The 13,906-nt window shown below is 73.9% G+C and carries 11 protein-coding genes and 1 pseudogene; 6 read left to right on the top strand and 6 right to left on the bottom strand.

All coding sequences use genetic code 11. From position 1 onward, the window contains the following. Positions 1-61: 61 nt before the first annotated feature. The gene (locus A6A27_RS38560; RefSeq protein ID WP_073839590.1) at positions 62-2,671 is read right to left on the bottom strand and encodes a glycoside hydrolase family 9 protein; all 2,610 of its coding nucleotides are present in this window, start codon (positions 2,669-2,671) and stop codon (positions 62-64) included. Positions 2,672-2,886: 215 nt separating this feature from the next. Here A6A27_RS38560 and A6A27_RS38555 point away from each other — a divergent pair, with 215 nt between their 5' ends. After that, a complete protein-coding gene (locus A6A27_RS38555; RefSeq protein WP_073839589.1) occupies positions 2,887-3,612 on the top strand; it encodes a PP2C family protein-serine/threonine phosphatase in 726 nt (241 codons plus the stop codon). 6 nt (positions 3,613-3,618) lie between these two features. Here the strand turns inward: A6A27_RS38555 and A6A27_RS38550 are convergent, their stop codons facing one another. From A6A27_RS38550 to A6A27_RS38540, 3 genes and pseudogenes are all read right to left on the bottom strand, one after another. Further along, positions 3,619-6,288, bottom strand: a complete 2,670-nt coding sequence (locus A6A27_RS38550; RefSeq protein ID WP_073839588.1) for an ATP-dependent RNA helicase — start codon at positions 6,286-6,288, stop codon at positions 3,619-3,621. 23 nt (positions 6,289-6,311) lie between these two features. After that, positions 6,312-6,512, bottom strand: coding sequence for a DUF397 domain-containing protein (locus tag A6A27_RS38545; protein WP_073839587.1), 201 nt, complete (start codon positions 6,510-6,512; stop codon positions 6,312-6,314). A 38-nt stretch (positions 6,513-6,550) separates the two neighbouring features. Then, positions 6,551-7,394, bottom strand: a pseudogene (locus A6A27_RS38540) (helix-turn-helix domain-containing protein). Positions 7,395-7,537: 143 nt separating this feature from the next. Here A6A27_RS38540 and A6A27_RS38535 point away from each other — a divergent pair. From A6A27_RS38535 to A6A27_RS38525, 3 genes are all read left to right on the top strand, one after another. Then, entirely contained in the window at positions 7,538-8,164 is a 627-nt protein-coding gene (locus tag A6A27_RS38535; RefSeq protein ID WP_073839586.1) for a GOLPH3/VPS74 family protein, read from the top strand. Between the two features lie 47 nt (positions 8,165-8,211). Then, positions 8,212-9,738, top strand: a complete 1,527-nt coding sequence (locus A6A27_RS38530; RefSeq protein ID WP_073839585.1) for an APC family permease — start codon at positions 8,212-8,214, stop codon at positions 9,736-9,738. Between the two features lie 66 nt (positions 9,739-9,804). After that, the gene (locus A6A27_RS38525; protein ID WP_073839584.1) at positions 9,805-10,395 is read left to right on the top strand and encodes a GNAT family N-acetyltransferase; all 591 of its coding nucleotides are present in this window, start codon (positions 9,805-9,807) and stop codon (positions 10,393-10,395) included. A 148-nt stretch (positions 10,396-10,543) separates the two neighbouring features. On the opposite strand, the gene A6A27_RS38520 is transcribed toward A6A27_RS38525, so the two are convergent. Next, a complete protein-coding gene (locus A6A27_RS38520; protein ID WP_073839583.1) occupies positions 10,544-11,365 on the bottom strand; it encodes a SigB/SigF/SigG family RNA polymerase sigma factor in 822 nt (273 codons plus the stop codon). A 346-nt stretch (positions 11,366-11,711) separates the two neighbouring features. Between A6A27_RS38520 and A6A27_RS38515 the strand changes: the two genes are divergently transcribed. Together A6A27_RS38515 and A6A27_RS47010 are read left to right on the top strand one after the other, a co-directional pair. Next, positions 11,712-12,452, top strand: a complete 741-nt coding sequence (locus A6A27_RS38515) for a hypothetical protein (protein WP_073839582.1) — start codon at positions 11,712-11,714, stop codon at positions 12,450-12,452. A 281-nt stretch (positions 12,453-12,733) separates the two neighbouring features. Then, the gene (locus A6A27_RS47010) at positions 12,734-12,862 is read left to right on the top strand and encodes a hypothetical protein (RefSeq protein WP_274534628.1); all 129 of its coding nucleotides are present in this window, start codon (positions 12,734-12,736) and stop codon (positions 12,860-12,862) included. A 52-nt stretch (positions 12,863-12,914) separates the two neighbouring features. Here A6A27_RS47010 and A6A27_RS38510 read toward each other — a convergent pair whose 3' ends face one another. Then, positions 12,915-13,898, bottom strand: coding sequence for a pirin family protein (locus A6A27_RS38510; protein ID WP_073839581.1), 984 nt, complete (start codon positions 13,896-13,898; stop codon positions 12,915-12,917). Positions 13,899-13,906: the final 8 nt, after the last annotated feature.

The following is a 13,906-nucleotide window of genomic DNA, read 5'->3' as shown; positions in this document are numbered from 1 at the left end:
TGCGCGGTCCACGCGGGGTGGTGGCACCTTCCCGAGGTTGGTGCCACCACCCCGCGGCGGTTCAGGACCGGGCGCAGGCCGTTCCGTTGAGGGTGATCAGGTTGGGGGCGGGGTTGGGACCGCCGGCGGTGGTGCCGATCAGGCCGAAGGTCACCGTGCCGCCCGGGGCGATATTCGCGTTCCACGCCTCGTTCCGCGCGGTCACCGTGGCCCCGGACTGGCTGACCCGGGCCGACCAGGAGCTCTGCACCTTCTGGTCGCCGGTGAAGGCCCACCGCAGGCTCCAGCCGTCGACGGCGGACGTGCCGGTGTTCCGCACGATGACCTGGGTGTTGAAGCCGTCCGGCCAGCTGCCGTGCGTGGTGTACGTGACGGCGCAGCTCGGGGCCGCCACCGCGGCCGCGTCGCGCTGGTCGGCCAGGAAGGACGCCAGCCAGGCCAGCGCGGAGTTCCAGTTGATCGCCACCTCGTTGGTCGAGTACGAGTTGATGTCGTCGACGTAGCAGAACATCGGCTGGCAGCCGGCCAGCAGGTTGGCCGCGTACGGGTCCTGGAGGGCGGCGTTCGGGCCGCCGGCGAGGGAGCCGTCCGGCGGGTTCGGCAGGTCCGGGTCGAGCTGGTGGGCGAAGATCCGGCTGTGCTGGTGGTGCGCGTTCCGCTCGCCCCAGCCGGTCACGTAGGACATGTTCAGCGCGTTGCGGCCGAGCAGGTAGTCGGCCGCCTGCACCGCGCCGTCCCGATACCTCGCGTCCCGGGTCAGGTCGAACGCGGTGGCGAGCACGATCGCGTTGTTGATGATGTTGCTGTTGCCGCCCCAGACGTACGCGCCGGCCTCGCCGGGCAGCGGCAGGCCGTACGCCTGGCCGCGCAGGGTCGCCAGGTAGCGGTCGGCGGCGGCGGTCACCGAGGTGCGGATCCGGGACCGCTCGGCGGCCGGCAGCGCGTTCGGCACGGTGGCCAGGTCGAGCCGACCCAGCGCGGCCACGCTCTGCCAGCCGAACGCGCCTCCGGCGGCGAAGACGTCGGCGGTGTGCAGCGGCGACGCGGTGAGATCGGTCAGGTACGCCTGCTCCCCGGTGGTCAGCCAGAGCTCGACGGCCGCCCAGTAGAACTCGTCGGTGACGTTCGAGTCGTCGTACGCGCCGCCGCCGTTGCCGTCGGCCGGCGAGGCGTAGCGCGCCGGGTGCGCCTTGGCCGCCGCGTACGCCGTCTTCGCGGCGCTGCCGCACCGGGCCGCGAACGCGGCGTCGTACGGGGCGAAGAGCCGGGCGCACTGGGCGGCCACGGCGGCCAGGTTGAGGGTGGCCGCGGTGGACGGCGGGTGCAGCTCACGCGGCTGCGGGTCGTCCTGGGGGGCCAGCGGCAGCCCGGTCCAGCTCCGGTCGTGGATCTTGTGATGGGCCATCCCGGCGAGCGGCTGGCCGGCGGGCACCTGCATGCGCAGCAGGAACTCCAGCTCCCAGCGGGCCTCGTCGAGGATGTCGGGCACCGTGTTGCCCCGCTCGGGCACCCGCAGCGTCCCGTCGCCGAGCGCCCCGCCGCCCGCCGCGGTCTCCGCGGTCTTGGTGCGCTCGAACGCGCTCAGCAGCTGGTAGGTGGCGATCCCGCCGTTGACCACGTACTTGCCGTGGTCCCCGGCGTCGTACCAGCCGCCGCGCACGTCCAGCCGGTGGTCGCAGACGCCGGGCTGGCAGGGCACGTCGGTGTCGCCCTGGTTGGGCGCGACGCCCAGGTGCCCGGCCGGGCGGGCGTACCCGGCGCCGATCAGGCCGCCGTCGATCGGGGTGCCGCTGCGCTGGGCGTAGAAGAACTGGAGCGAGTCGACCCGCAGTCGGTCGTAGAGGGTGCCGGAGATGTCGAACGGGTGGCTGGCCTCCCCGTCGGCGACCAGTGTGTAGCCGGTGCCCGGGGTGTGGAACGACGAGAAGTCGACGGTGTGCACGCGCTGCTGGGAGGCGGCGTCCACCCCGCGCGGGGTGGTCTCGCCACTGGCCACCACGGCTCCGGCGGCCGACCTGAGCTGCCAGGGCAGCGGGTCGGTGTCGTCGGTGACCACGGTGGCGTTCTTCGGGCCGCCGGGCAGGTAGCCGACCTGGTTGACCCGGACCCGCGGCCCGGTGTCCGGCTCGTACGGCGGGGCCGCCTCGCCACCGCGCAGCGAGACGTTGTCCAGGCAGAAGGTCTGCGCGGCGGGGCTGCCGCCGACCTGGAAGACGAGCTGGGCGCTGGGGTTGTCGGCCGGGGCGGTGAACGTCCTGGCGACGTGCTGCGCGGTGCCGGTCGCGGTGGCGTCGAGGCTGGCGTACGTGGTGTAGGGCGCGCTGCCGAGCTGGAGCACCGCCTTGAGGGCCGCCCCCGGCGTGGCGGAGACGTCGAAGGAGAGTTCGTAATCGGCGCCCGCGATGAGCGGCACGGCGTCCTGGCCGATGCCGGCGTCCCACGGGTTGGCCAGGCCGCCGGGGACGGTGGTGCAGAGCCGCCCGTCGACGACCGTGAGGTCCCCGGTGCCGTAGGAGAACCAGGGGCTGGTGCCGGCGCTGAAGTCGCCGTTGCGGAGCTGTTCGGGGGCGTCCGGGGGCACTTCGGCGTATGCCACGCCGGCGGTGGCGCCGGTGAGTACCAGGGTGGTGGCCGCGGCGAGCGCCGCGAGGCGGCGTCGGTGTGGGATCACGGAGGTTCCTTCCGCGCTTGGGGAGTGGGTGAGGCGCGCAGAGAGCTGGGAGCGCTCCCAACTGCGGTCCGATGTTTCCAGCACCGTCGCCCCCTGTCAATCGATCCGGCCCGATGGCTGTCCGCCCCGCGCGACAGTGAGATTCGCCGCGCCACGCCAGCATCATCCTGATCTCCTAGAGACAACTGCTGCCTTCGCCTGGCAGGCTGCCTCCCATGACCCTGAAGCTTCGTTCCGTGGGGGCGAGCGACCGTGGGCTGATCCGCAGTGGCAACCAGGACGCCCAGCACGCCGGCAACTGGCTGGTCGCCGTGGCCGACGGCATGGGCGGCATGGCGGCCGGTGACCTGGCCAGCCAGATCGCCATCGACGCGGTCGGCCCGCTGGACGTGGAGACCCCCGAGGACGCGTTGGTCGCCGCCCTCCAGAGCGGCATCGAGCTGGCCACTACGCGGATCCGTCAAGCCGTCGCGGAGGACCCGGAACGCCAGGGCATGGGCACCACACTCACCGCGCTGCTCTTCGCCCGCACCGGAAGCTGCCTGGCCCTGGCCCACGTCGGCGACTCCCGGGCGTACCTGTTCCGCGAGGGCGTGCTCAAGCAGGTCACCCGGGACGACACGTTCGTGCAGATGCTGGTCGACCAGGGCGTGATCACCCCGGACCAGGCGAGCAGCCACCCCCGCCGGGCCGTGGTGACCCAGGCGTTGCAGGGTGACGAGGTCTCCCCGGCGTACGCGACGATGGTGCCCCGGGCCGGCGATCGCTGGCTGCTGTGCAGCGACGGCCTCTCCAACGTGGTCCGTCCGGACACCCTCGCCGAGGTGCTCCGCGAGTACCCCGACCGGGAGGCGTGCGCCCGCAAGCTGATCGACCTGGCGCTGCGGGCCGGCGGCCCGGACAACGTGACCGTGGTGATCGCCGACGTGGTGGACGAGTAGCCGGGGTCAGCGCCGGCGCGGCGCAGCCCGCCGGGTCGGCTCGGCGGTGGTCGGATCCTCCGGCCACGGGTGCCGCGGGTAGCGTCCGCGCAGCTCCGCCCGTACCTGCGGGTAGCCCACCCGCCAGAACGAGGCCAGGTCGGCGGTGACCGCGACCGGCCGGCCGGCCGGGGAGAGCAGGTGCAGCAGCACCGGCACCCGGCCGTCGGCGATCCGCGGCGCGTCCCGCCAGCCGAAGGTCTCCTGCAGCTTGACCGCCAGCACCGGGGCGGCCGGGTCGGCGTAGTCCACCCGGATCCGGGAGCCGCTGGGCACCGGCAGCCGTTCCGGTGCCAGCTCGTCGAGCCGGGCCGCCTGCCGCCAGTCAAGCAGCCGGCGCAGCGCCGCCGCGACGTCGATGCGGGCCAGGTCCGCCCGGCGCCGGGCGCCGGCCAGCTCCGGAGCCAGCCAGGCGGCCGCGCCGGCGAGCAGCGCCGCGTCGGACACGTCCGGCCACTCGACGCCGAGCGCCTGCCGGCAGAACGCCAGCCGCCGGCGCAGCGCGGTCGCCTCCGGCGTCCAGGTCAGCAGGCCCAGCCCGGCCTGGCGCAGCCCGGTGAGCACCGCCTCGGCCACCAGCTCCGGGTCGGGCGCCGCGAGGGGCCGGTCGACCAGCTCGATCGCGCCGAGCCGGACCACCTCCCGGGCCACCACGTCCCCGCCGGACCAGCCGACCTCCCGGTCGGCGCGGAGCAGGGGTCCGCCGGCCTCCCGCGCGGTCACCTCGTCGACGGGGGTGGCGAGCCGCACCCGGGCGGTCGGCGCGCCGGGGGAGCGGTCGGCCACCGCGATCGCCAGCCAGGCCGAGCCGGCCAGCCCCGACCCGGCCGCCAACTCCGCCGCGGTTCCGCCCGCCATCAGGTACGCGGACCCGCCGGCCCGGCGCGCCCGGGCCAGCCGCTCCGGGTACGCCAGCCCCACCAGCAGCCCGGCCGACAGGTCGTCGGGGAGGCGCTCCCCGGTGCCGTCCGCGGCCGGCCGCCGGTGGTCCCGGTCGGCACGGGCGGCCGCAACCCGGGGGCGATCGGCCGGCGCGCTGTCCGTCGCCAGGGTGGCGCGGAGCCGGCGCACCTCGGCGGGCCAGCGGGCGGTGGCGGCCTGGTCCGTGCCGCCCCGCACCCGCCGCCACAGCGCGGTCAGATCGTCCCCAGCGCCGGCAAGCGTCTCGTCGGCGAGCAGGGCGACCACCTCGGCGGCCCGGTCGGCACCGACCCGCTCCGCCCCGTCGAGCAGCGCCCGGGCCAGCCGCGGGTGCGCGCCGGCCGCCGCGATGGCCCGCCCCCGGCCGGTGATCCGGCCGTCCGCGTCCACCGCGCCCAGCGTGGTGAGGGTCTCCCGGGCGACCGTGAGGGCGGCGGGCGGCGGCGGGTCGGGCAGCGCCAGCCCGGCCCCGTCCGGATCACCCCACGCGGCCAGCTCCAGCGCGAACCCGGTCAGGTCGGCGGTGGCGATCTCCGGCTCCGGCTGCGGGGCGAGCCGGGCGTGGGTGGCCTCGGACCAGCACCGGTAGACCGCGCCCGGGCCCTCCCGCCCGGCCCGGCCGGCCCGCTGGGTGGCCGCCGCGCGGGACACCGGCACGGTGACCAGCGAGCCCAAGCCCCGGGCCAGGTCGGTCCGGGGCACCCGGCTCAGGCCGGCGTCCACCACCACCCGCACTCCGGGCACGGTCAAACTGCTCTCCGCCACGGCAGTGGCCAGCACCACCCGCCGCCGGTCGACCGTTCCGGGGCGTGGCGCGGCGTCCGGCCGGGCTGCGCGGTCCGCCGCCGTTGCGCCTGGCGGCGCGATGTCCCGGGGTCGGGCCGCCGGCAGCCGCAGCGCGGCGTCCTGCGCCGCCCCGGGCAGCCGGCCGTGCAGCGGCAGGACCGCCACCGAGGCGGGCAGGTCGGCCAGGCGGGTGCCGACGGCAGCGATCTCGCCGGCGCCGGGTAGGAAGACCAGCACGTCCCCGGCCTGCTCACGCAGCGCCCGGCGCACCGTGGCGGCCACGTGGTCCAGCAGCGCCGGCGCGACCCGGCCCGCGCCCGGCGCGGCGACCGGCCGGGGCGGGGGCGCCCAGATCCGGGCCACCGGGTGCAGGGCCGCCTCGGCCCGGACGACCGGCGCGGGTCGGTCGGACCCGCCCAGCAGCGCGGCGAACCGCTCCGCCGGTGGGGTTGCCGACATCGCCACCAGCCACAGGTCGGGCCGGAGCGCGCCCCGGGCCTCGACGCCGAAGGCCAGGGCCAGGTCGGCGTCGAGCTGTCGCTCGTGGACCTCGTCGAGCAGCACCGCGCCGACGCCGGGCAGCTCCGGATCATGGTGCAGCCGCCGGACCAGCAGGCCGGTGGTGACCACCTCGACCCGGGTCTGCGGACCGACCCGACGCTCGCCCCGGACGGCGTACCCGATCCGGCCGCCGACGTGCTCGCCGAGCAGGGCGGCCATCCGGTGCGCGGCGGCCCGGGCGGCCACCCGGCGGGGCTGGGCGATCACCACCCGGCCCGGGACCGCGTCGGCCACAGCGAGGGGGGCGAGGGTGGTCTTGCCGGTGCCGGGCGGCGCCACCAGGACCGCCGTACCGGCCGCGCGCAGCGCCTCGACCAGCGCCGGCAGCACCGCCCGGACCGGCAGGTCGAGGGCTACGTCGGAGAGCACCGGTCCACTCTCGCATCCGGCGCTCAGGCCGGACGTACCCCGTCCACACCGGCGACGAAGGCCGTCCAGGCCGCCGGAGCGAAGACCAGCGCCGGACCGGGACGGTCCTTGCTGTCCCGGACGGCAATCCGATCGCCAACAGCGGCGACCTCCACGCAATTGCCGTTGCCACTACTGCGCGTGCTGGTGCGCCAGTCCGCCAGGGACAGGTCGAGCGCGGTCATCCCCGTACCTCGTCTTCCGTCAGCGTGCCGCCGAACGGTCACGCAAAGTTACGAGAAGCCGTCCTCCAGACGGGCCAACGACGCCGTCGGAGTCAGTGCCATCCGGCACAGCTCCTCATGCAAGAGGCTATACCGGTGCACCTGTGCAAGATCCTCCAGCGCCAGTCCCATGGTGAGGTTGTCCAGGTAGACCACGGAGGCGTCGGCCGCGTCGGCGAAGCCGAGGATGACGTAGGAGGTGCTCATGGCGGGGTGGCCGCCAGCGCCGAATGGAAGTATGTGGATGGTTACGTTTGGTAGTCGGACGAGCCTCGCCATGTGGCTGAGCTGATCGGCCATCACCGCCGGTCCGCCGACAGCGCGCCGCAGCACCGCCTCGTTGAGCACCACGGACAGTTGAACCGGCGACTCCCGGTGCAGCACCTCCTGCCGGCGTAGCCGGGCGGCGACCTTGCGCTCGACGCCCTCCTCGCCCGCCGTGATCCGGTAGATCTCCCGGGCGTACGCCTCGGTCTGCAGCAGCCCCGGCACCGCCTCGGCCTCGTACGTGCGCAGCGTCGCCGCCTCGGCCTCCAGCCCGACGTAGAACTCGAACCACTCCGGCAGGACGTCGCTGTAGTTCTGCCACCAGCCGCGCTGCTGCGCCCCTCGGGCGATCTCGATCAGCGCCTCGGCGTCCGCACCGGTCACCTGGTAGAGCGCGAGCGCGGCCCGGACGTCCCGCGGTTTGATGCCGATCTGCGCGTTCTCAATGCGGGAGAGGTTGCTCTTCGACATGTCGAGCTGGCGCGCGGCCACGTCGAGGGTCATCCCCGCGCGTTCGCGCAGTTGGCGGAGTTCCCGGGCGATGCGGCGGCGACGAACGGTGGGACTGGCGGTCACGCCGTCGAGTTTGGCACGCCAAGATCCCCAGCTCACGCCGAGCACGGACTGCAACCGTGGAATTCGGGAGTTGCATCCCCGGAGCTTGCGGTGCATTCTCTTCCCGGTATCAGCCATCGCCTGTGGACAGCCGGGAGGCTCGTTTGCTCATCGCTGACGAGTTCTTCCTGATCGCGCACAACGACAGCCGGGGCAAGGCCAGACTGCACCCGGCCGCGACGGGGCTCGGCCTCGCCGCCGGCCTCCTCGGCGAGTTGATCCTCTTTCGACGGATCACCGTCGCCTCCGGACTGATCACCGTGCTCGACCGCCGGCCGCCGGCCGACGCGCTCGCGCACACCGTGCTCGACCAGCTGATCGGCGAGGCCCAGCACCGGGCGGTCCGCACCTGGCTCAGTTTCCTGGCCCAGACCGGCGTGACCGCGGTCGGCGAGCGGCTGGCCCGCGCCGGGGTGCTGCGCCGCCAGGAGAACCGGCGTCTCCTGCGGACGAGCCTCAGCTACGTTCCGGTCGATCTGAACGCGGCCGCCTGGCCGGCGGCCCGGCTGTGGACCCTGCTGGAACGCCCGGAGCCCATCGCCGTGCCGGACGCCCTGCTGCTCGGCCTGATCGCCGCCACCGGGTTGACCCGCGAGGTGCTGTTCAGCGCCGAACCGCAGGCCCACCACCGGCTGAGCGGGCTCATCCCCACGCTGCCCGCACCGCTGAAGGAACTGGTCGGGCACACCGAGGCCGCCGTCGGTGCCGCGGTGCTGCGCGGCATCCCCTGACCTCCGGGTTACCGCCCCCATTCCTCCCCTCCACCGGAGCAGCCCCCATGCCCCCTGCAGCCACAGTCGAGCGTCCCAGCAACCTCTCCGAGGCCCTGGCCCGCGGCCGGCTCGGCATACCGTCGGTCGTCTTCTTCGTCCTCTCCGCCGCCGCCCCGCTGACCGTGGTGGCCGGCGTGGTCACCACGGGGTACGCCGTCACCGGCGTCACCGGCATCCCGCTGGCGTTCCTGGCGGTCGCGGTGGTGCTCACCCTCTTCGCGGTCGGCTACGTGGCGATGGCCCGCCGGCTGACGAACGCGGGCGCGTTCTACGCGTACATCGCCCGTGGGCTCGGTCGGCCCGCCGGGGTCGGTGCGGCGTGGGTCGCGCTGATCGCGTACAACGCGCTGCAGGTCGGGCTCTACGGCGCGATCGGCGCGGCCGCCGAGCCGGTACTGGGCCAGCTCTTCGGCAGTTCACCCGCCTGGTGGGTGGTGGCCCTGGTCGCCTGGGCGCTGGTCGCGGTGCTGGGCGTGCTCCGGGTGGACGTGAACGGCCTGGTGCTCGCCGTGCTGCTGCTGGCCGAGATCGCCGTCATCCTCGTCTTCGACCTGGCGCAGGTCACCCACCCGGCCGGCGGTTCGGTCAGCTTCGCCACCCTGTCGCCGGACAATCTACTGGTGCCGGGGGTCGGCGCGATCCTGGTTTTGGCCACGACCGGCTTCACCGGCTTCGAGTCGGCGGTGGTGTTCAGCGAGGAGAGCAAGGACCCGAAGCGGACCGTCCCCATGGCCACCTACCTGTCGGTGGCCATCATCGCCGGTCTGTACGCCTTCTCGGCCTGGTCGATGACCGTCGCCACCGGGCCGGACCGGATCGTCGACGCGTCCCGGGAACAGAGCACCGGGCTCATCTTCAACCTCGCCGGCGCGCACCTCGGCGACACCGCGGTGACCATCGGCCAGGCGCTCTTCCTCACCTCGCTGCTGGCGGCGATGATCTCGTTCCACAACACCACCGCCCGGTACGCCTTCGCGCTCGGCCGGGAGCGGGTGCTGCCGGCACTGTTCGGGCAGACCTCGCCGCTCACCGGGGCGCCGCGGGTCGCCTCCCTGGCGCAGAGCGCCCTCGGCCTGGCCGTGATCGTCCTCTACGCGGCCGCCGGCTGGGACCCGCTGGTGCAGCTGTTCTTCTGGGGCGGCACCGGCGGCGGGTTCGGGGTGTTGCTGCTGATCACCGCCACCGCGGTCGCGGTGATCGCCTTCTTCGCCCGGACCCGTACCGAGGAGACGCTGTGGCGGCGGGTCGTCGCCCCCGCCCTCGCCGCGATCGCGCTGGTCGCCGTCATCGTGGTCGCGGTGGACAACTTCGCCATCCTGCTCGGGGTCGCCCCGGACTCGCCGCTGCGCTGGGTGATCCCGGCGGTCTACCCGGTGGCGGCGCTGCTCGGCCTGCTCTGGGGGCTGGTGCTGCGCCGCACCCGGCCGGCCGTGTACGCCCGGATCGGGCTTGGTGCGGAGAGCGCCGTCGTCGACGCGCCGCGGACGGCCGACGAGGTGACGCCGCCGGCCGGGGCGGAGGTGACGGCATGAGCGAGCGAATCGTCAGTGCAGTGCCGGGGTGCCTCATGGCGGCGCCGAGCGGAGCGAGGTGACGGCATGAGTGACGTGCCGATCGAGCGGCTCGGCCCGGCGGAGACCCGGTGGGTCGCCGAGCGGATCGCCCGGACCTTCCGGCTGCTGGCCGTCACCCGGTGGCTCGTGCCGGACGAGGCGAAGCGGGAGGCGGTGCTCGCCGACAACTTCGAGATCCTGGTCGACCATGCGATGCGGCACGGGATCGTGCACGGCACCGCGGACCGGGCGGGCGTCGCGGTCTGGTTCCCGCAGACCGGCGAACCGGCCCCGCCGCCGGCCGACTACGACGCCCGGCTCGCCGCCGCCTGCGGCGAGTGGACGCCGCGGTTCCAGCACCTCGACAAGCTGTTGGAGGCACACCACCCGCACGCCGACCACCACCATCTGGCGTTTCTGGCGGTCGCGCCGGAACGCCAGGGGCGGGGCCTGGGCAACGCGCTGCTGCGGCACCATCACGGCCTGCTCGACGCCGAAGGCGTGCCCGCGTACCTGGAGGCGAGCAGCGAGCGCAGCCGCGACCTGTACGCCCGGCACGGCTACCGGGCCGCCGAGCCGTTCCGTGTTCCGGACGGCGCCCCCTTCTATCCGATGTGGCGCGACCCGCTCGGCTGAGCGGTGCGCGCCGCCGGTGCGCGGCTGTCGATGCGGCCCGGGTCGACGTGCCGGAAACCGGGTACGGCCCAGTCGGCGAACCGCCGACCGGGCCGCGTGGACGCGACGGTGGTCGGGCCCGCCGGCCCGACCACCGTCGTCCACCCCGTCAGTACGCTCCGTCGAGCTGCCCGCGCAGCCTCGTCAGCGCCCGGGCCAGCAGCCGGGACACGTGCATCTGTGACACGCCGATCTGCTCGGCGATCTGGGACTGGGTCAGGTTGCCGTAGAACCGCAGGGTGAGGATCTTCTGCTCCCGCTCGTCCAGCGTGGCGAGCGCCGGGCCCAGGGCGACCCGCAGCTCGGCCAGCTCGAATTCGCCGTCCTCGCCGCCGAGCATGTCGCCCAGCTCGGTGGCGCGGTCGCCGTCGCCGGTCGGGGTGGACAGCGACACCGCGTTGTAGGCGCGGGCGCCTTCCAGACCCTCCAGCACCTCTTCCTCGGTGAGCTTGAGGTGGGCGGCGATGTCGGCGACCGTCGGCGAGCGGCCGAGGGTCTGCAGCAGCGCGCTGTTGGCATCGGAGATGGCCAGCCTCAGCTCCTGGAGGCGCCGGGGCACCCGGATGTCCCAGGTCCGGTCGCGGAAGTGCCGCTTGAGCTCGCCGATGATGGTCGGGATGGCGTAGCCGGCGAAGTCGACGCCCCGGGAGGGGTCGAACTTGTCGATCGCCTTGATCAGCCCGACGGCGGCGGTCTGCGCCAGGTCGTCGGTGGGCTCGCCCCGGCCGCTGTAGCGGTGGGCGAGGTGGTTTGCGAGCGGCAGCCAGGCCTCGATCGCCCGGTCGCGCAGCGCGGGGCGCGACGGGTGGTTGGCGGGCAGCGCCGCCATCGCGTTGAGCAGGTCGGCGGCGCTGTCGGTGAGGGCGCCCGGGTCGAGATTCCCGGTGGTGGACGGTGTGGTCGCCTGCTCGCTGATCGTGTGCGCGGTCATGGTGGTCCTCCCTGCACCTCGTCCGCGAAGGAAAGGCGTGACGCGTCGATTGAGCTTCAGCTCGTACGTTCGGGAGTCACCGTAACCCGATCGTCCGGAAGAAATCTAGCCGAAAGTACGATGTACTTATGGGATCTTATCTGCCTTATCCGGCGACATTGGGACATCGCGGCCTGGCGGCGGCCTGTAGTTCGAGTCCGTTTCGGGTATCCGCTTCGGTGGTGCAGCTCAACCGAGCGGTCAACGAAGAAGCTGACATTCGGCTCGCATTGTCGACTTTCGGTCGTTGTCTCGTCGGTGAGACCGCTCGTAGCGTCACGGGGTAGCCGTATACGGGAGGCACACCGTGCTCGACCCCGCCGCTCCGCAACTCGTCCTCAACGCCCGGATGCTGCAGTTCAGCTGGCTCCCGGCGGACCCCGACGCGGTCGCGGCGGTACTGCCCGCCGGGGCATGTCCCCGCCCCGACTGCCAGGTGTTCCTCTGCCAGTACGTGGTGGACGACGCGACGCAGACCTCCGGCCTCGGCGCGCACTCCCTCACCTACCTCGGCATCGCGCTCGACGGCATCGACCCGCCGCCCGCCGGGGACACCCCCGGCGGCCTGTGGACCCACTACTTCGCCTCCAGCCCCCGGGTCCGCGACTACTCCGCCGCCCGGGGCGTCCCGGTGACGCCCGGGGATACCTGGCTCGACCTGCGAGGCGAGCAGTTGACCGCGGAGACCCACGCGAACGGGGCTCCGCTCATCCGTACGATCGCCCGCGTCGGGGACACCGGCTGCCGGGTGTTCAGCGGGCATCACCGGTACCTGACCGCCTGGGGCGGCGGGCTGCTCAGCGCCGAATTCCCGTACGTGGCCGAACCGGTGACCCCGTTTGAGGTCGAGTCGGTGGAGTTCCTCGTCCCGGCACACCCGGTCTATCCGTTACGCCCGGCCAACCCGCTCACCATCTGCGGCGGCCTGTACTCGCCCCGGGTGTCGTTCGCCTACCCGGCGCTGCCGGTCGCGCTGGACCAGCCGCCGGCCGCCACCGGCCTCCGGCCAGCGCGAGTCGGTGAAGAACAGGTGGTCATCGGCCTTTAGCGTTGCCACCTCGCGGACCAGCCGGTCAAAGTAGGCAGCGCCGTGAATGAGCGGCTCGGCGAGGTTTCCGGTCGTCCAGACGGGTAACTCAGACCCCGGGTTGGCACGTTCCTGTGCGGTGAAGAACCAGTCCCGCATCGCCACGTTCCAGCCTCCCGAGGTCGACCCCGGCCTCACGGTAGGCCCCCCGAGACGGCCCCGCACGCTGACCGCCCCTGGTCGGCCGGCCCTCCCGTGGGTCCCGCCGCGACCCTGTACCGCCCCACCGAGGAGGCCGCACCATGTCCGCCGAGACGACGAACACCGTGACCGAGCACCGCGCGCCGGCGGTGGAGGGGGAGCGGGGTGCGCTGGTGGCGGTCTTGGTGATGGTGATCCTGGGCGTGGTCGGCATCTTCGCCGTCTCCTGAGCGCCGGCGGGCGCCCCGGGTTGCCCCGGGACGCCCGTGCTGCGCGGATCGGTCAGGGGCGGGAGTCCTCGCCGTCGGTGTGCGGCATCCGCCCGGCCGGGATCACGCCGAGCCGGCCGGCCTGGAAGTCCTCGAACGCCTGGACCAGCTCGTCCCGGGTGTTCATCACGAACGGGCCGTAGTGCGCGACCGGCTCCCGGATCGGCTGCCCGCCCATGATGTAGAGCTCCAGGGCCGGGGTGTTGCCGTGCTTCGCGTCGGCGGTGACCCGTAGCGCGTCGCCCGGGCCGTGCACCGCGAGCTGGCCGACGTGGATCGGGCGGCGGTCGCTGCCCACCGTGCCCCGGCCAGCCAGCACGTAGACCAGCGCGTTGAAGTCTGGCCGCCAGGGCAGGCTCAGCTCCGCGCCGGGCTGCAGCGTCACGTGCGCGATGGTGATCGGGGTGTGGGTTGAGCCCGGGCCCCGGTGCCCGGCGATCTCCCCGGCGATCACTCGGATCAGCGCGCCACCGTCAGGCGTGGTCAGCAGCGCCGATTCCCGGCCGCGGATGTCCTGGTAGCGCGGCGGGTTCATCTTCGCCACCCGGGGCAGGTTGACCCAGAGCTGCAGGCCGTGGAAGAGGCCGCCGCTCATCACCAGGTGCTCCGGCGGCGCCTCGATGTGGAGCAGGCCGCTGCCAGCCGTCATCCACTGGGTGTCGCCGTCGGTGATGGTGCCGCCGCCGCCCTGCGAGTCCTGGTGGTCCATGATCCCGTCGATCATGTAGGTCACCGTCTCGAAGCCGCGGTGCGGGTGCCAGGGGGTCCCCTTCGGCTCACCCGGCGCGTAGTCGACCTCGCCCATCTGGTCGAGGTGGACGAACGGGTCCAGTTCGGTCAGCGGAACCCCGGCGAAGGCCCGGCGGACCGGGAAGCCCTCGCCCTCGTATCCGCTCGGGGCGGTGGTCAGCCGGCGGACCGGACGGAAGGTGGTGGACTCGTCCAGCTGCGGCAGGCGGGGGAGGACGAGGACGTCGTCGACGGTGATGGCGGGCATCGCGGGCT

This window comes from Micromonospora sp. CB01531 (assembly GCF_001905095.1).
Lineage (GTDB): Bacteria > Actinomycetota > Actinomycetes > Mycobacteriales > Micromonosporaceae > Micromonospora.
This window is presented reverse-complemented; position numbering and strand designations above follow the sequence as displayed.

What these genes read in the sequence shown, in the direction of transcription:
- A6A27_RS38520 (WP_073839583.1), bottom strand. Translation starts at nt 11,365, where the DNA reads ATGACCGCGCACACGATCAGCGAGCAGGCGACCACACCGTCCACCACC.
- A6A27_RS38530 (WP_073839585.1), top strand. Translation starts at nt 8,212, where the DNA reads ATGCCCCCTGCAGCCACAGTCGAGCGTCCCAGCAACCTCTCCGAGGCC.
- A6A27_RS38545 (WP_073839587.1), bottom strand. Translation starts at nt 6,512, where the DNA reads ATGACCGCGCTCGACCTGTCCCTGGCGGACTGGCGCACCAGCACGCGC.
- A6A27_RS38525 (WP_073839584.1), top strand. Translation starts at nt 9,805, where the DNA reads ATGAGTGACGTGCCGATCGAGCGGCTCGGCCCGGCGGAGACCCGGTGG.
- A6A27_RS38555 (WP_073839589.1), top strand. Translation starts at nt 2,887, where the DNA reads ATGACCCTGAAGCTTCGTTCCGTGGGGGCGAGCGACCGTGGGCTGATC.
- A6A27_RS47010 (WP_274534628.1), top strand. Translation starts at nt 12,734, where the DNA reads ATGTCCGCCGAGACGACGAACACCGTGACCGAGCACCGCGCGCCGGCG.
- A6A27_RS38510 (WP_073839581.1), bottom strand. Translation starts at nt 13,898, where the DNA reads ATGCCCGCCATCACCGTCGACGACGTCCTCGTCCTCCCCCGCCTGCCG.